Source organism: Rhodococcus sp. AQ5-07 (assembly GCF_009707305.1).
Lineage (GTDB): Bacteria > Actinomycetota > Actinomycetes > Mycobacteriales > Mycobacteriaceae > Rhodococcus_F > Rhodococcus_F erythropolis.
The window spans coordinates 890,670-907,645 of record NZ_CP046099.1 but is presented as its reverse complement, the minus strand read 5'-3'; the positions used below and the strand labels follow the sequence as shown (position 1 = coordinate 907,645).

Below are 16,976 nucleotides of genomic sequence, written 5' to 3'. Positions count from 1 at the left end.
CCATGCGCATCGCAGCTGCCGTCATCGGCCTCCTGACCATCGCCGCGGTAAGCGGTTGCTCCGCTTCGTCCGACTCCCCCGAGGACAAGACGGATCCCTCCGGCCGCGTCTTCATCTCGACGTCCGTCGACGGAACACAAATTCCCGGCGGCGGCCCGCTGACTCTCGATTTCAGCCAAGCCGGTCGAGTGTCCGCGAGCGCCGGATGCAACACGGCGAACGGCTCGGTCGAATTCACCGAAGGCAAGCTGACCACCGGCACCATGGCGTCGACCATGATGGGCTGCCCTCCCGGCATCGCCGAATCCGACGCCTGGACAACAACATTGCTGACCTCCGCGCCGACGTGGAGCCTCGACGGCGACACCCTCACCCTGACATCGGACGACGCCACAGTGACTCTGCAGGACAAGAAGATCGTCACGCCGGATCGACCTCTGCAGGGCACGACGTGGACCGTCACGTCACTCATCAGTCACGATGCGATCAGTACGAGCCTGGCTCTGGAGACGTCAGCTCCCGAACTCACGATTGCCGCAGACGGTTCGGTCAGCGGAACCACCGGATGCAATCGCATGACCGGAAGCGCCCAGGTATCCGACACCACAGTCACATTCACGCCGATGGCAACCACGCGAATGGCCTGCCCCGAGGAGAACATGGACATCGAGCGTCAGATGCTGGCGGTACTCGACGGTGAAGTGAGCTACACCGTCGACGCCGACACGCTGACCCTGCGCAAGCCCGACAACACCGGATTGATACTGACTGCGCAGGCTTGACCAGACGCTGCAGGCTCGATCAGACGTTGTCGAGCAGCCAGCGCCCCAATTCGCGGGCGCTGGCATCGATCATCGCGGGCCAGTCCAAGGCCGAGTCGTCCGCGTGATCGCTGACATGTTTGACGAGGCGGCAGGTAGCACCCGCAGCCTGCGCGGCGAATGCGATGGCAAACCCCTCCATGTCGACCAGATCGGCTCGCTGAGCGAGAGCGTCCCGGGTCGCAGTGTCGGCGATAAATGCGTCGCCGGTCGCCAACACCGAGTCGTCACCGCCGGCGAGTACTAATCGGTCCGCGACGTCGTGCCCCAGCGCTCGGATCGCGGTGCTGCTGATGTCGTGATTGATGACGACCCCGGGAACATAGAGGCCACCGTGGTGCGCGTGCAGCGCACCGGCGGTCCCGATGTTGACGACCAGCGGCAGATTCTCCCGCTCGTACCGCGCGAGAGCAGAGGCGACTGCTGTTGCAGCACTGACCTTTCCAATCCCCGTGATCAGCAGTTCGTATCCTTGCGGCACGTATGCCGCTTCCGACTTCGTCGCACTGACCACCAGAACGTTGTTCGCACTCATGTGCGCGACCGTACCGCCCCGGATACGGTGGCACTGCACGCGCCTGCTCACATCGCTAGAGTCCATTCATGGCCACACTGCGTGAAAGCATCATCGAAGAACTCGGCACAAAGCCGACAATCGACGCCGCAGCGGAGGTTCGCGCGCGAGTCCAGTTCCTGAAGGACTACGTGCGCTCGACCCCCGCCAAAGGGTTCGTTCTGGGAATCAGCGGCGGTCAGGACAGCACGCTCGCCGGAGCCCTCGCCCAACGCGCGGTCACTGAACTTCGTGAAGAAGGCCACGAGGCCGAGTTCGTCGCCGTTCGACTCCCCTATGGCGCGCAGGCCGACGAATCCGATGCTCAGATCGCACTCGGCTTCATCAAGCCGGACCGCTCTCTCACGGTCAACGTCAAGCCTGGCGCCGACGCCACAGCCCGTGAGGCCTCCGAGGCGTTGGGGAACGGCGAACTACGCGACTTCGTCCGTGGCAACATCAAGGCGCGCGAACGAATGGTCATTCAGTATGCGATTGCCGGTCAGCTCGGCTACTTGGTAATCGGTACCGACCACGCCGCAGAAGCGATTACCGGCTTCTTCACGAAATTCGGTGACGGCGGCGTCGACATCACGCCGCTCACCGGCCTGAGCAAACGTCAGGGCGCTGCGCTACTGCAGGAATTGGGCGCACCCGAGAGCACGTGGCGCAAGGTGCCGACCGCCGACCTCGAGGACGACCGACCCGCGCTGCCAGACGAAGTTGCCCTCGGCGTCACGTACTCACAGATAGACGACTACCTCGAAGGAAAGGACGTTTCCTCCGAGGTAGCCGAAAAGCTCGAGAAGATGTTCGCCAACACTCGTCACAAGCGCACGGTGCCGGTCACACCCCTGGATGACTGGTGGAAGTAACTCTTACCAGCGACTAGCTACCGAACAGGCTGCCGAAGACGTCGCCCAGCGAACCCGTTCCCGAAGCCGGATCCTTCTTCGCGAAGTTGGTGGTGCATCCGTTGAACTGCACCGCATCGACCAGCGTCGAGGTGGCAGCGGAACCGGTCCCGACACTGACGCCGTAGTGGTCGACTACCGCTTTCGGGTTCGCGGCGACGATGTCAGCCAAAGGCACTGACACGCGGTCCTTGGCACCGTCGATGTTCTGAGTGCTCCACCACACGCCCTTCTGGAGATCCGCGTGAACGCCGCCGTCAGCCGTCGGCGTCGCGTCCGGTCCCGGGACCCACACCAAGGTGGTGAATCCGTTCTCGAACTTTCCGCCGGTGGTTCCGGTGAGGCGGAGCTGGAACGCCGCAGTCGGCGTGGCGGCGCGCTCGGCGAAACCGATCGCCTTGCTGACTGCGTCGGACAGCTTGATACCGCCGGCCGAATGGTAGGAAACCGAACGATCGCCGGTACCGTCGACAGCCAGCTTCAGTGAACCGTCCTTGTCGAGAACGTTGTCGGCCGAGTACGACGCGGTCTGATCCTTCTCGTCGGTGAACGGGATGCCCCACCCGTTCGGCGTCGCTTCGGTGGACAGGGTCGAGCACGAGGCTTCCGGCGCAGAAGAGCCGAGAGAACCGGTGGACGGAAGCGCAGTAGCAATTGCCGGAGCGGTGAGTGCAGCTGCCCCGAGGAGCGCTACGACGACTCCGACACGGCGCGTGGAATTAATCGACATTGAAATACCTTTCACATATCCCGAGTGGAATTGCGCCAAAATTAACACATGTCGACAATTACCAACAGCGAAGGTATTTCTTTTGTCATCCAAACAGATGACAATTCACCTGGGCAATTAGAAGTGCATTTACTCCCCCAAAAGTAGGAGAAACTAAACAAAACGACCAATGCTGGACAATTGACCAACAATGGAGAAAACGGAGATAGATGCCACTTGAGCTGGAGTGATCAAGATATAAATATTTGGACCGGGAAACCGAAAAAGGACAATACGACGGCAGCCCACAAATAGCTACGCCGGCAATTCTCGGACTAGCCTCCAGCGAAAGGCGGAAGAATATCGACAGCGCTACCGGAGGCTCGAGAGACGTCGCGGGTCAACTCGTCATCGACGAGGAAAGCCGAGACCGACAGCACTCGCTCCATCTCCGGTCCGTATCGCCCGACCAAGACCGCCACCAACTCGGCAAGTGTGTTGTCGGGCGAAATGGCGACTACCTCGCTACGGCAACCGGATACATCCGCTGCAGCAGCAAAGTAACGAACCGAGATCGAATGCGGATCAGCCACCGATCGCTCCCATACTTCTTTCCGGCGGAACGAAGTCCGCGGCGTCGATGCCGTGCCCTGCCCACTTGTTCCACATCGCACCGCGCCACAAATCCGCAAGTTCGTCGTCACTTGCTCCGGCCCTGAGCGCGGCACGCAGATCAACTTCACGGTCACTGAACAAACATGACCGAATTGTCCCCTCTGCAGTCATTCGCGTCCGATCGCAATCACTGCAGAACGAGCGCGTCACCGAAGCGATGATCCCCACCGTCATTTCAGTTCCGTTGACACGCCATTCTTCCGCAGGAGCCGACGGGTCTTCGCGTCCGATTGCGGCCAATTCGAAACGGTCACTCAATACCGACAGCAATTCAGCCGCAGTCACCATGTTCTCGCGCGCCCAAGCATGGTCTGCATCGAGAGGCATTTGTTCGATGAACCGCAATTCGACTCCGGCGTCGAGGCACCACTGTAAAAGGTCCGCCGCGCCGTGGAGCGTTTCGCGCATGAGAACGGCATTTACCTTGAGCGGCGCAAGGCCAGCCACCGCGGCCGCTCGGATTCCCGCGAGAACCGAAGGCAACCTGTCTCGACGCGTCAATTCCGCGAAGTGCGCGCGATCAACCGAATCCAGGGAAACATTGACGCGGGTCAAACCAGCTGCAGCCAGCTTTGCGGCACGATGTTCGAGCCCAACGGCGTTGGTGGTCATGGCAAGTGGAATTCCTGGCACGCGCGCGGCGCACCCCGCGATGATCTTTTCGAGGTCACTACGCATCAGCGGTTCGCCGCCGGTGAACCTCACCTCGCGAATACCGACTCGTTCGACACCGATTCCGACTACTCGAACGATCTCGTCGGCACTCAGAAGGTCTTCCGCAGCGATGGCCGGCAAGCCTTCCTCCGGCATGCAATACGTGCAACGAAGTGAACACTTCTCGGTGATCGAGACTCGCAGATCTCTGGCAACACGCCCGAACCTGTCGACCAGGAGATCCGTCTCGGGACGACCGGCGAGGGAGGCAGCGTCAAACCGCACGGTGGGAATTCCCATCGAGACCACTGTCATCACTTCACCAACTTCCGTATTGCTCCAGTATGACCGAAAGCCGTACTCCGTGTGTCGGACGGACCACACCGCCTAGGATCAAAACATGTCGAGGTTGTCGAGGTTACTGTCATGAGCGCGCGTTCGGTCGAGGAACACGCTGCGCACATCTCCGGATTGCTCACCGGCCTGCACACCCTCTCTCCGTCGGCGGTTCCGACGGCAGAAGCGTTGGGGCGCATAACTTGCTCGGATATCGCATCGCCGGTGGACCTGCCCCTCTTCCGCAACTCACAGATGGACGGATATGCGGTCGACGCCGCATCCGTTGCCTCGGTTCCCACGACACTGACGGTTCGAGGCGTGATCGCCGCGGGAAGCGGAAAACCACCGAAACACCTTCCAGGATCGGCATTTCGCATCATGACCGGTGCGCCGCTCCCCGAGGGTGCCGACGCCGTCGTTCCCGTCGAGGACACCACGGGCGTCACCGAACACGTGGTCACCATCGAACGGGGCAGGTCTGTAGGCGAATTCGTTCGCGAACGTGGCAGCGACATCACTGCCGGAATGCTACTGGTCACGGCCGGAACACACTTGGAACCTCGCCATATCGCCGCGCTGAGTGCTGTGGGCCTGGCCTCGCTCGACACGTACACGAAGCCACGGGTCGCGATAATTACGACGGGCGCCGAACTGAAAAGTGCCGGAACAACTCTCGAACCCGGCGAGATCTACGATTCCAACGGCCCAGCTTTGGCAACATTGGCCGAAGCCAACGGCGCCGATGTCGTCTCCGTCGCCCGAAGCAGCGACGACCCCGCCGAGTTCCGCGAATTACTCTCGTACGCAACCTCGGTCGCCGATCTGGTTTTCACCTCCGGTGGGGTGTCCATGGGCGATTTCGAGGTGGTGAAGGAAACTCTCACCCCTCTGGGTGCACACTTCGGCCACGTCGCAATGCAACCTGGCGGTCCGCAAGGCACTGCAGTGGTGAACGAAGTGCCGGTACTGAGTTTCCCGGGCAACCCGGTCAGCACGATGGTCTCGTTCGAGGTCTTCGCCCGCGGCGAACTGCGCCGGGCCGCGGGTCTGCCCGAGATCCCGCGCGAACGGCTGCCACTGACTGCACCGCTGCGTTCGGTGGATGGCAAGCGCCAGTTCCTGCGCGCGCGTAGAACTGCGGACGGTATCGAACTCGTGGCCGGACCCGGCTCGCACCTCGTTGCAGCAATGGCGTGGGCCGACGTCCTGATCGACGTCCCCGCTGCCGTGACCGAACTCGGAGCGGGCGATCTCGTCGATGTCCTCCCGCTCTCGACTTCCTCGTTTTGATTCACTCGATCTGATTCAAAGGACACTCATGACCGAATTGACACACGTCGACAGCGAAGGCCGAGCGCGCATGGTCGACGTCAGCGCCAAGGCCGAGACGACGCGCATCGCCGTCGCTGCCGGTGAACTCGTCACGACCGCCGAGGTAGTTCGCCTCGTCCGCGCCGACGGCATGCCCAAGGCCGATGTCCTCACCACCGCGCGCATTGCCGGAATCGCCGGTGCAAAAAAGACGTCAGAGCTGATCCCGTTGTGTCATCAGCTCGCGCTTTCGTCGGTCAAGGTGGAATTCGGGTTCACCGAAACCTCGATCACCGTCGAAGCGACGGCAAAGACTCGCGGACAGACCGGCGTCGAGATGGAAGCACTCACCGCCGTCGCGGTAGCCGGCCTGACCTTGCACGACATGGTCAAAGCGGTCGATCCCGGAGCCACTATGAACGGTGTTCGCCTGCTCACCAAAGACGGTGGTAAACACGGACATTGGACCCGCGACACTCAGAACTCACAGACATCTCCGGCGCACGCCTTCGCCTCGCCACGGTCCGCAACCGTCCTCGTCGCTTCCACCGGCGGTGCCAACGGAACCAGACCCGACACCACCGGACCGACGATCGCAGCCTGGCTACGCGAGCGGGACTTCGAGGTGCGTGGACCGCTTGTGTACGCCGACGCAGACATCGCGGCAGGCATCGCTGACGCCAAGGAGGGCTCCCCGTCGCTTGTCATCAGCACCGGCGGCACCGGTGCTTCCCCCACGGATGCAACGCCGGAAGCTACCCGGGCAGTCTTGACCCGTGAGTTGCCCGGGGTCGCAGAAGCGATCCGAACCAAGGGCCTCGAGAAGACCCCGCACGCGTCACTGAGCCGTGGTGTGGCAGGTCTCACAGGTACGACGGTCATCGTCAATCTTCCGGGTTCTCCCGGTGGAGTGAAGGACGGTCTCGCCGTCCTCGAACCCATCATCGATCACCTGCTCGCGCAGGTCGCAGGCGGAGGAGCACACGATGAGTGAGCTACTGGCTCGGATCTCCGAGCAACCGATTCACGCAGACACCGTCGACGCCGCCGTTGCCGGTCCGAAGAACGGCGCTGTTGTGGTGTTCACGGGAACGGTGCGCAATCACGATGGAGGTCAAGCAGTTTCAGCGTTGGAGTACCAGGCACACCCGGACGCGGAACGCTTTCTCGAGACGTGCTGCCAAGAGGTTGCAGCCTCGACCGGCCTGCCGGTTGCCGCGATCCATCGCGTCGGCCACCTCGAGATCGGTGACCTCGCACTGGTCGCCGCCGTCGCCGCCCCGCATCGAGCGGAGGCGTTCGCCGCGTGCGCCGAACTGGTGGAGCGCATCAAGCACGAGGTACCGATCTGGAAGCGGCAACACTTCGCAAACGGCGTCTCCGAATGGGTCGGGTTGTAGGTCGAACGCTCCGAGAAGGTAGAGTTGCGACCACTAGGTGCCTGAAATCGGGCATCCAGCGTCGTAGAACGCAAATTTTCTTGCTGAGTGCTCAATGCACCCGCTCTTCTTACGGCGAAGAAGCCTGCCGACCGGCAGCGCCGCCACCACTGTGCTTGATTGTTCGACCGGTTAATTCCCGTGTCGGCATCCGGGCACGAACACGTGCCCGAAAGGCTCTGAACACACTTGTCTGACATCTCTACGCCCGCTACCACCTTCGCAGCCCTCGGTGTGCGCGCACCGCTGGTGAAAGCTCTCGAAGACGGCGGAATCACTTCTCCGTTCCCGATCCAGATCGACACCCTCCCCGACACTCTTTCGGGGCGCGACGTACTGGGCCGCGGAAAGACCGGAAGCGGCAAGACCCTCGCGTTCTCCATCCCCATGGTCTCCCGCCTCGCCGGCGAACTGTCCGGAGGCAAGCGTCGTCCGGGTCGACCGCTCGGCCTGGTCCTCGCACCGACGCGTGAGCTCGCCACCCAGATCACCGCAACCCTCGAACCGTTGGCCGCCGCATACGACTTGCGCGTGACCACCATCTTCGGCGGCGTCTCGCAGCACCGCCAGGTTCAGGCCCTCAAGGCCGGAGTCGACATCGTCGTCGCCTGCCCCGGTCGCCTCGAAGACCTCATGAAGCAGAAGTTCGTCAGCCTCGACGCCGTCGAGATCACCGTGCTCGACGAGGCCGACCACATGGCCGACCTCGGCTTCCTGCCCGTCGTCACCCGCATCCTCTCGTCCACCCCGCAGGACGGGCAGCGCCTTCTCTTCTCGGCAACGCTGGACAACGGCGTCGACAAGCTCGTCAAGCGTTTCCTCAAGAACGAGGTCATGCATTCGGTGGACGAGGCCAACTCCCCCGTCGCAGCGATGACGCACCACGTGTTCGACGTCGACGGCGTCGAAGCCAAGAAGGCTCTGGTCGAGAAGCTCGCTTCCGGTACCGGTCGTCGCATCCTGTTCATGCGCACCAAGCACCAGGCACGCAAGTTGGCTCGCCAGCTCACCGAGTCGGGCATCCCGTCAGTGGACCTGCACGGCAACCTCTCTCAGGCTGCTCGCGACCGTAACCTGGCGGCATTCTCCGCCGGTGAAGCGCGCGTCCTCGTCGCCACCGACGTCGCAGCGCGCGGCGTCCACGTCGACGACGTCGAGTTGGTCGTCCACGTCGATCCGCCGGCCGAGCACAAGGCGTACCTGCACCGCAGTGGTCGCACCGCTCGAGCAGGCAGCGCCGGCGACGTGGTCACCGTGGTTCTGCCCGAGCAGCGTAAGGATCTCGCGATCCTCATGCGTAAGGCAGCCATCAAGGTGACCCCGGTTCGTTCGACTGCCAACTCCGAGCACGTCGTCAAGTTGGTCGGCGACATCGCACCGCACGTCACGCCGGCTCCGAAGGCTCCGGCCCAGCCGAACGGTGGACGCGGACAGCGTCCCGCCGGCCAGGGTGGACGCGGCGGCGCAGCACGTTCGGGTCAGGCGCGCTCCGGACAAGGCGGTCAGTCACGCGGTGCTCGCACCGGCGGAGTTGCTCGTCAGGAACATGCAGGCGGCGGCGCTCGCCGTCCCCGCACCGGCGGCGGCGCTCGCACCGCAGGCTCCACCGGGGGCCGTCCCGCGCGCTAGGCCACCCGGTACAACTCAATAGGTTTCGTAGTGGACAGCGTCGGCCAATGGCCGGCGCTGTCGCCATCCGAAGCGCTCGAGATCCGGAACCTGTTGAAACTCAGTCACCTTCCCGACGCACAGCCACGCAATGGGGCGTACCGGCGACGGAATGCCCATGAGTTCGGTGAGGTACTTCTCGTCGTAGAACGAAACCCAGCCGATGCCGATCTCCTCGGCCACTGCGGCGAGCCACAAATTCTGAATTGCGAGTACCGCCGAGAACAGTCCGGTGTCGTCGACGGTATGACGGCCGAGGATGTTCGGGCCACCGCGTGACGGGTCGTAAGTGACGACGATGCCGGTACCGCTCTCGGCGATTCCCTCGATCTTGATAGGGTCGAACGTCGATCGGCGATCCTCGGGCAAAGACTGCGCGAACTTCAGCCGGGCATCGGCGACATGTGCCGCGAAGGTATTGAGCGTCTCCGGATTACGAACGACGACAAAATCCCACGGTTGCGTGTTTCCCACGCTCGGCGCGCGATGGGCGGCGTCGAGAATGCGCATCAGAGTTTCGTCGGGGATGACCTCTCCCGAGAACTCGGCGCGAACGTCTCGCCGTCGCCGAATCGCTTCGTACACGGATACATCTGATTCACTCACGCCCCGACGGTATAGCGGTGCAATCCCAGCATGGCGTCGGGGTGCGGTTCGACCGTTTCCTCGCGCACGCAGGCGCGGAGTGCGCTGCCGACCACTCCCGAATCCATCCCGGTACCGATCACAACCAGTTGCGTGGTTCGAGGTTCGCCCGACTTCCACCGCAGCGGCGTGATCCGAACATGATCACCCACCGATTGGATCTCGAATTTTCCTGTGTAACCCGGAATCTCGAAGTTCACGAATCCTTTGATGCGGTACACCCCAGGCGGTTGATTCTCGAGGAAATGCGTCAGAGCCCTGGCATCGAGTGGCATCTCCGACGTGAAATCAACCGATTCGTAGCGGTGGTGCAGGTGATCGTGGTGACACGAGCCGTCCTCGTGATCGTCGTCGTGCCCCTCGCGCAGGAGCTCGTCGAGGCTCAGTTGATCGCCCGGAGCGGGAGGGGTCACCTCACCGGAATCGAACAGCAGAGCAGGGTCTATCCGTGAATGCGCCGTCTCCACTATCGGCGCTCGCGGATTCAACTCGCGAATTCCGGCCGTGAATCTCTCGCGCTCGGAGACCGGAACGCTGTCGATCTTGTTGACTACCACCAGGTCTGCCAGGCGGACATGTTGATCGAGCTCGGGATGTTCGCGGCGAACGGTGGAGAAATTGGCTCCGTCGACCAGGACCACCAGGCCGCCGTAGACGACAGACGGGTTCTCACTTCCGAGGACGAGTCGAATCATGTTCCGCGGCTCAGCAAGCCCGCTCGCCTCGATGACGATGACGTCGATCCCGGATTGCCGGTGCGCCAACTTGTTCAGCATCTCGTCCATGTCCGAGACGTCGACAGCGCAGCACAAACAGCCGTTACTGAGAGAGACCATCGAATCGACCTGACCGGCGACCATCATCGAGTCGATGTTGACGGAGCCGAAGTCGTTGACGATCACGCCGATGCGTACACCGTCGTTGTTGCGCAGAAGATGGTTGAGCAGCGTCGTCTTTCCCGAACCGAGAAAGCCTGCGACGACTATTACGGGAATCTGCTTCTTCGCCACCACGCAACCTTCCGAAACCACACGTACCGATCAGTGATCGTAGTGGAGTGTGGCTCCGGAAGGTTCACGCTGACAGCAGACTCACACCGTGCAGAGCGGACGGATGTCCGACGTGCCCTCGGTGGTCGGTGACGTCAAGATCGTGCACGCGTTGTATCCACGGGATTCGGCGACCCGACGGATCTCACTCCAGCCGGCCGCGTCGACAATCGGGGACCGTGAGAGCACGAACCCGGAAAGCCTGAGTGGATCGCCCACCAGTGCCCACGAATAATCGTCGGCGATATACGTGACGATGTAGTTGGGCGGACCGTCCAAACTCTCCTGCGAGGGCACCCCGGGGAAGCTCACATGCAACTGGGCACCCGTTGCTGGATCGGTAACTCGGGCATTCCCGACGATCTCGTTGGCTTGGCCGGTCCACGTCGTACACGTGTTCTTCACGCTCACGTTCGACGAATCGACGATCCCGTAACTCGCCCGGGTGTCCTTCGCGCACGCGAGGTTGAAGGGCTGAGGAATCGCCGCCACCTGGTTCCATTCCCCTACGTAGCGCGCGGCGTCCAGGTTCGCCACCGGCTGCAGAGGTTCCCAGAGTGGGCTCGCCTGCGCGGTTCCCGAAAACAGCGTCGCTGCGGCGCACACTCCCGCAATCGCAATCGCACTTCGCCCCGACCACTTCATGTCATTGCTCCTCGTCTGTACAACGCTCGATCGGCATTGGTTCCTCAAGGTATTCGGAGCTGACGGACTGGAGGATGGGGACGTATGTAAAACTACTTTCGGTTTGTTCTGGACCTAATTCACAAACCTTATGTAGTCTTTGCTCAAAGATAGCTGAAAGTCGGACGGAGCTACTGTGATGAAGGTTGTCGACTTAGGTCTCGAGCGCACTCGCTATGCAGTCATCGACGAGACGATCGAGTCGAGGTGGCGCCGAGTCACCTCGATGCAGCACGACACCGTTGCCGTCGTGACTCCGCGCGACCGGATCACTTTCGCCGAACTCGAACTCCGGACCGATGCATTGGTCCGCGAACTTCGCCTACGTGGGTCACACGGGGCTCGCCCGGTTGCGGTCGATCTCGAACCAACCGCCGAGTCGGTGCCCGCCATCCTCGCTACTCTGATTTCCGGTCGACCTTTGGTCATGATCGACCCACAACTCCCCGAGGCCCGGCGAGCGCACATCATGAGCGCCTCGGGCGCCGTCGCGCTGCAGTCGATCCTCGACGAATCGGCCGCAACCGGCTTCCGTTTCGACAACGCGCTGGAACCATCGAGTTCCGACCCTGCCATGATCGCGTTCACATCAGGGACCAGTGGAGCGCCCAAGGGAGTCGTGTTGAGCCACTCCATGTGCCTGAACAAAGCCGACGAACTTGCCGCAGCAATCGACCTGCGCCCCGACGATCACATCGGAAACCTGTTGCCCGTCAGTTTCGGAGCCGGAATCACGGCCCTGATCATGGGACTGATGAACGGCGTCACGGTCTTCTGCTGGGATCCACGCGTCGACGGAGTTTCGGGAATCGACGACTGGCTGATCGAGAATTCGATCACGACCGCGCACTGCGCGCCGTCATTCCTGCGCGCGTGGTCAAGCCTCGAATCCGATGAAGCACCGGATAATTCGCTCGGATCGCTGCGGGTCGTCGTGACGTACGGGGAAGCAGTGCACGGCGAGGATTACGCGCGCCATCGCAGTCACGGCTTCGCTCGCGTCACTTACGTCAACTGGCTGGCCACCACCGAGACCGGTGTCGTCGCGTACAACGCGTTCCCACCACATTCCGAACTACCCGTCGGAGTGGTTCCGGCCGGACGTGCTCGCGACGGCAAGGACGTACAGATCGTCGATGTGAACGGCGTGCCTCTCCCCGACGGAGAGATCGGCGAGATACAGGTTGTCTCGAGCGATCTTGCCGATGGATACCACGGTGACCCGGATCGCACTGCGGCACGATTCACGCGCCTCGGCGACGGAGTGAGCATCTACCGGACCGGTGACCGGGGCCGTATCGACGAACGCGGCGAACTACAACTGCGGGGACGCGTCGACGACGCCGTCAAGATTCGGGGCTATTTGGTAGAGCCGATGGAAGTCGAGGCGCATATTCGTCGAATTCCCGGCGTCTCCGATGTTTTCGTGGCTGTCGTCCTCGAGAACGATCGACCGGCGATTGTCGCCTACGTGGTCCTGACCAAAGCCGTGATGGCACGGTCGGGCGCCGAAATGCGCCGCGAATTGGCCAAATTTCTACCGACCTGGATGCTTCCCCGACATTTTGTCCTCCTGGCCGAGTTGCCCCGCAACGAACGCGGAAAGGTCGATCGCCCGACGCTGCCGACTGTCGCGGTGAGGAGCGATCTGCCAACTCTTGCCGGCCCCACCGAGCTGATGTTGGCTGGTATCTGGAAGTCGATTCTCTGCACCGACTCCGTCGACCGCGAGGACGACTTCTTCGAACTCGGCGGCGACTCACTCGCTTCCATCGAAGTTCTCAGCAGAATTCAGGAGAAGTTCCGGGTTCGAATCTCCAGCGCACAATTCGTCTCCGCCAGCACAATCAAAGACCTTGCAGGAGTTATCGATCGAAGTGCGGTCGTCAAGCAAAGCGCGCCGCAGCCGACGGTTGTGCCACTCAAATCCGACGGTAGTGGCACTCCCCTCTTCATCGTGAACGGTGCCGGAGCACCACCGACTGCATTGTCGAACTTGTCGAATTCTCTCACCACAGATCGCCCGGTTTTCGCGGCGCAGGCCCGCGGATTCGAATCTCGTGGCCTACCCGACCGCTCGGTGAAAGGTGCGGCACGGCGACTGATAGTCGAGATCAAGAAGATTCAGCCGACGGGCCCGTACCTGCTCGCCGGATACTCCTACGGTGGATACGTAGCTTTGGAGATAGCCGCTCAGCTCGAACAGGCCGGCGATGACATCCAGCGGGTCATCGTTCTCGACAGCAGGATTCCGAGTACTGTCGTCCAGCGGTTGGCGGCCCGCGCGGGCGTCCCTCTGGATGCGTCCGCCATCGAGTTGGCGCCTCAACCCCAGTCGAACGTCCGGTGGCAGCCGACCAAGCCCGCAGTCGCGGCACTGTGGGTGCGCTCGCTGTTCGCCGGGATCATGCAGTATCCACCTGCGATGCAGTGGATCATTTTCCTCTACATCGCAAACCAGGCGATAGCGAGACATCGCATTCGTCCCTGTGCTGCCCCAGTCACAGTAATCCGTGGCGCCTACAACAATCGGGGTTCCGAAGTTTGGTCGCTCATTGCCACGGGCTCACTCGAATTCGACGACATCGACGCCGGTCACGAAGACCTGATTCGTCCACCGTATGTTCGGCAAACTGCATCGGCCTTCGACCGAATCTGTGACCGAACATGACCAACGATGCTCACGTCCAGCTGTAGAAGAGGGAGCGGCGCGGAGTGACAGCCCATTCGGTCGTCGACGAACAGACCCTTTCCTTGACGAATGCACCCGCCCTGCCCGCAATGACCACTCCCGTTGACTCGTCGACACGAGTGGTCCGCTGGAACACACCTCGCCGCCTCCCGAGACTGATGCACCGGCCTGCGAACTTCGGAGTCACCGGGCGCGGCGCGGAACCTTCGAGTCGATGCAGGATCGTTTCGGCCGCATGGACTCCCAAGGGGATCGCGGCCTGACAACTCATCCTCAGTGAGAGATCACCGACTGCGACGCCATCGCCCGCACCAAAGATGTTGGGGTGGGACGAGCATTCCAGTCGATCGTCGACCTTCAGACGACCGAGATCGTCGACCGGGAGGCCACTTCGGCGCGCCAGCTCGGGGACCCCGAATTCGGTCGCGAGAATCGTGCAATCGGCCTCAACCCGTACACCTCCCGCTAGCTCGCAGGACGAACCGTCGATCCGAGTCACCCGGGATTCGGTGACAATATCAACCCCAAGGTCGGTCAATGTTCTGAGAATTGCCGATCGAGCACGCTCTGACAGATCCGGGGCCAAGATTCCTCCGGTCACCAAAGTGATTCGGCTGCTTCGCTGCTCAGCCAATTCTGCGGCAGTCTCGATTCCGGTGAGACCGCCGCCGACAACGCAGACCGCAGCCTTCTCGTCGAGAGTCGCCAGCCTGGACGAGAGGCGGACCGCGTCCTCGAATTCGGCGACGCCGAACCCGTGCTCGTCCGCCCCGGCGATCGTGCTGGGTAACTGCCTACTTCCGACTGCGTAGACCAAGTAGTCGTAGTCGAGCACGCTGCCGTCGTCGAGGGTGAGCCTGCCGAGCGCCGCCTCGATCGTCGTCACCTCTCCGGAGACTCGGTGTGCCGCACGCGGTAGCGCCCTGTCGAACGAGACCGTCGCGTCGTAGCCAGCCGCGATCATCTGATGGAGCCTGATTCTTTGCACGAAGTGTAGGCGCGGATTCACGACGGACACCGTGATGTCCGACCGAGTTCGCAGCAGTCGCTTCGCTGCCATGACGCCCGCATATCCTGCCCCGATTATCACCACGTGTGCACTCATGGTTCTCCGTTCCACCAACGGTCCCCATGCTGAGAATGCACGGGATGATCAGGCCTCATCGCGGACGTTATTGAACATTGACGCCCTGGCGTTATGGCGGTCGACACATCTAGGCAGAACTGTGCTGCATGCAATAGAGGCTCGAAAAACACAGGGTCGACAACACAACACTGGCTCGAAAACAACAAATGCTCTGCACCGATTGGTGCAGAGCATTTGTTCGGGTGGAGCTAAGGGGACTCGAACCCCTGACCCCCACACTGCCAGTGTGGTGCGCTACCAGCTGCGCCATAGCCCCGTATTCAATTAACTCTAACAGTCGAACTCGCAGCGGCTTTTCTGCTTTCCGCTTGCTGGAAGAAAGTTACACCACTTGACTCCTGGGCAACAAATCGCCTGGTCAGAGCGAAGCGGCCGCTCCTCGTCCGAGCGGCCGCTTCAGCTCAGGAGGAGAGCTTGGAAACCCAGTCGCTGCTGCCCGTGTCAACGATCTTGCCGTTCGCCACTACCGTGGGCGTCCCGTTCGACCCGACATCCTTGAGCGCCTGGCTGGCGGCTGCGGCATTAGCCGCGGCGGCTTCGACGTTGGTGCTGGAAGAGATGCAGGTTGCCACGTCCTCGGATGCGCCCGCATCACGAGCGATCTGGGCGAGGTCGTCGTTGGTGTGATCGCTGCTGCCGCCCTCGGCAGGCTGCGTGTCGGTCGCGAAAAGCTTGTTGTGGAATGCGGAGTACGCGATCGCGTCACCACCCTGAGCGACGCAGAGCAGAGCGGCGCCGGCCCGTGTGGAGTAGTCACCGCTGCCCGACGCCCGGTTGAGGAAGTTCAGCATGTGGTACCGCACGGCGACGTCACCGTTGTCGACGGCGGCCGCGAGAGCCTGGCCACTGAGGTGCTCGAGAGCAGCGCAGGCCGGGCACAGCGGATCCTCGAAGAGATCAATGGTCGTCGCGGCGGAGGGCTTGCCGAGCAGCACCACTCCGTTGTCCTGCACCGTGACGGCAACTTCGGAACTCTGCACGGAGCCGTAGCCGTCGTTCTGGGGCTTGTTCTTGCTGTTCGTCCACAAGACACCGCCGATGACGAGGGCCGCGATCACGAGCACCGCGAGGCCACCGATGATGTAGGTGGAGCGGCTCGAGACCGGTTCCGGCGAGTATTTGTTCTTGCTGCTCTTGGTGCTCACGCTGATGCAGTCCTTCGTGCGTCGAAACGATTTACCGATTGCTTACCTTGCCACTGAAGACTGAGTATCCACTGAGAACGCCGCGCGTGATCCGGGCCCCAATGCGAGCGGCGAACGCGGGAACACGAGCAGCCAGACGGCAAGTGCCAAGAAGCCGAGGTCCCGGAGAATCTCCTTCAAATAGTCCCAAGCGCCGACGTCGGCTGCACCTCCGCCGCCGAAACATCCGCAGTCGATGGACAATCCCCTGGCCCACACCGAAATGATCACCGCAATGAGAACCGTGAGGATGACCACCGAGACCGCAGCGGATACTCGCACCGCCAGCCCGACGAGGATCAGCAGGCCCAGCACTATTTCGACCAGGGGAAGAGCCGTCGCCACCGGACCTACCAGCGACTCGGGCAACAGTTGATAGGCGCGCACCGCGATCTTCGTCTGCACGGGATCAAAGAACTTGAGTCCCCCGGAAATCAGCCAAACGGCCGCCAAACCCAATCGGGCCACAAGACTCACGATGCGAATTGCCAC

Annotated in this window: 17 protein-coding genes and 1 tRNA gene; 7 read left to right on the top strand and 11 right to left on the bottom strand. The window is 62.1% G+C overall.

The window, feature by feature from the left end:
* Nucleotides 1-2 precede the first annotated feature (2 nt).
* Nucleotides 3-782, top strand: a complete 780-nt coding sequence (locus GJB56_RS04260) for an META domain-containing protein (protein ID WP_113682984.1) — start codon at nt 3-5, stop codon at nt 780-782.
* A gap of 19 nt (nt 783-801) precedes the next feature.
* Here the strand turns inward: GJB56_RS04260 and GJB56_RS04255 are convergent, their stop codons facing one another.
* Complete coding sequence (locus GJB56_RS04255) at nt 802-1,356, bottom strand: nucleosidase (RefSeq protein ID WP_019747881.1); 555 nt, start codon at nt 1,354-1,356, stop codon at nt 802-804.
* 68 nt (nt 1,357-1,424) lie between these two features.
* On the opposite strand from GJB56_RS04255, the gene nadE reads away from it, so the two are divergent.
* Entirely contained in the window at nt 1,425-2,249 is an 825-nt protein-coding gene (nadE, locus tag GJB56_RS04250) for an ammonia-dependent NAD(+) synthetase (protein WP_042951470.1), read from the top strand.
* Between the two features lie 13 nt (nt 2,250-2,262).
* On the opposite strand, the gene GJB56_RS04245 is transcribed toward nadE, so the two are convergent.
* From GJB56_RS04245 to moaA, 3 genes are all read right to left on the bottom strand, one after another.
* On the bottom strand, nt 2,263-3,018 hold the full coding sequence (locus GJB56_RS04245) for a hypothetical protein (protein WP_020969281.1): 756 nt from the start codon (nt 3,016-3,018) through the stop codon (nt 2,263-2,265).
* 314 nt (nt 3,019-3,332) lie between these two features.
* On the bottom strand, nt 3,333-3,590 hold the full coding sequence (locus GJB56_RS04240; RefSeq protein WP_042951469.1) for a MoaD/ThiS family protein: 258 nt from the start codon (nt 3,588-3,590) through the stop codon (nt 3,333-3,335).
* Nucleotides 3,583-4,641, bottom strand: coding sequence for a GTP 3',8-cyclase MoaA (gene moaA, locus GJB56_RS04235; RefSeq protein WP_020969279.1), 1,059 nt, complete (start codon nt 4,639-4,641; stop codon nt 3,583-3,585). The genes GJB56_RS04240 and moaA overlap by 8 nt, the downstream gene beginning before the upstream one ends.
* A gap of 111 nt (nt 4,642-4,752) precedes the next feature.
* Between moaA and GJB56_RS04230 the strand changes: the two genes are divergently transcribed.
* From GJB56_RS04230 to GJB56_RS04215, 4 genes are all read left to right on the top strand, one after another.
* Nucleotides 4,753-5,955 (top strand): molybdopterin molybdotransferase MoeA, encoded by a 1,203-nt coding sequence (locus GJB56_RS04230; protein ID WP_113682985.1) that lies wholly within the window; start codon nt 4,753-4,755, stop codon nt 5,953-5,955.
* Between the two features lie 28 nt (nt 5,956-5,983).
* Entirely contained in the window at nt 5,984-6,970 is a 987-nt protein-coding gene (gene moaCB, locus GJB56_RS04225; RefSeq protein WP_047889494.1) for a bifunctional molybdenum cofactor biosynthesis protein MoaC/MoaB, read from the top strand.
* The gene (locus GJB56_RS04220; protein ID WP_003944730.1) at nt 6,963-7,376 is read left to right on the top strand and encodes a molybdenum cofactor biosynthesis protein MoaE; all 414 of its coding nucleotides are present in this window, start codon (nt 6,963-6,965) and stop codon (nt 7,374-7,376) included. The genes moaCB and GJB56_RS04220 overlap by 8 nt, the downstream gene beginning before the upstream one ends.
* 228 nt (nt 7,377-7,604) lie before the next feature.
* On the top strand, nt 7,605-9,044 hold the full coding sequence (locus GJB56_RS04215) for a DEAD/DEAH box helicase (RefSeq protein ID WP_019747875.1): 1,440 nt from the start codon (nt 7,605-7,607) through the stop codon (nt 9,042-9,044).
* A 15-nt stretch (nt 9,045-9,059) separates the two neighbouring features.
* Here the strand turns inward: GJB56_RS04215 and bluB are convergent, their stop codons facing one another.
* From bluB to GJB56_RS04200, 3 genes are all read right to left on the bottom strand, one after another.
* Entirely contained in the window at nt 9,060-9,689 is a 630-nt protein-coding gene (bluB, locus tag GJB56_RS04210) for a 5,6-dimethylbenzimidazole synthase (RefSeq protein WP_019747874.1), read from the bottom strand.
* Nucleotides 9,686-10,738: a CobW family GTP-binding protein gene (locus tag GJB56_RS04205; protein WP_029255081.1), complete on the bottom strand. Its 1,053-nt coding sequence runs from the start codon at nt 10,736-10,738 to the stop codon at nt 9,686-9,688. The genes bluB and GJB56_RS04205 overlap by 4 nt, the downstream gene beginning before the upstream one ends.
* Nucleotides 10,739-10,819: 81 nt before the next feature.
* Nucleotides 10,820-11,422 (bottom strand): lipocalin family protein, encoded by a 603-nt coding sequence (locus GJB56_RS04200; protein WP_021334361.1) that lies wholly within the window; start codon nt 11,420-11,422, stop codon nt 10,820-10,822.
* Nucleotides 11,423-11,600: 178 nt separating this feature from the next.
* Here GJB56_RS04200 and GJB56_RS04195 point away from each other — a divergent pair, with 178 nt between their 5' ends.
* A complete protein-coding gene (locus GJB56_RS04195) occupies nt 11,601-14,132 on the top strand; it encodes an alpha/beta fold hydrolase (RefSeq protein WP_113682986.1) in 2,532 nt (843 codons plus the stop codon).
* 10 nt (nt 14,133-14,142) lie between these two features.
* Here the strand turns inward: GJB56_RS04195 and GJB56_RS04190 are convergent, their stop codons facing one another.
* From GJB56_RS04190 to GJB56_RS04175, 4 genes are all read right to left on the bottom strand, one after another.
* A complete protein-coding gene (locus tag GJB56_RS04190; RefSeq protein ID WP_113682987.1) occupies nt 14,143-15,258 on the bottom strand; it encodes an NAD(P)/FAD-dependent oxidoreductase in 1,116 nt (371 codons plus the stop codon).
* A 225-nt stretch (nt 15,259-15,483) separates the two neighbouring features.
* A tRNA-Ala gene (locus tag GJB56_RS04185) sits at nt 15,484-15,556 on the bottom strand.
* A 145-nt stretch (nt 15,557-15,701) separates the two neighbouring features.
* Complete coding sequence (locus tag GJB56_RS04180) at nt 15,702-16,445, bottom strand: DsbA family protein (RefSeq protein WP_113682988.1); 744 nt, start codon at nt 16,443-16,445, stop codon at nt 15,702-15,704.
* 42 nt (nt 16,446-16,487) lie between these two features.
* Nucleotides 16,488-16,976: a MauE/DoxX family redox-associated membrane protein gene (locus tag GJB56_RS04175; RefSeq protein WP_019747868.1), complete on the bottom strand. Its 489-nt coding sequence runs from the start codon at nt 16,974-16,976 to the stop codon at nt 16,488-16,490.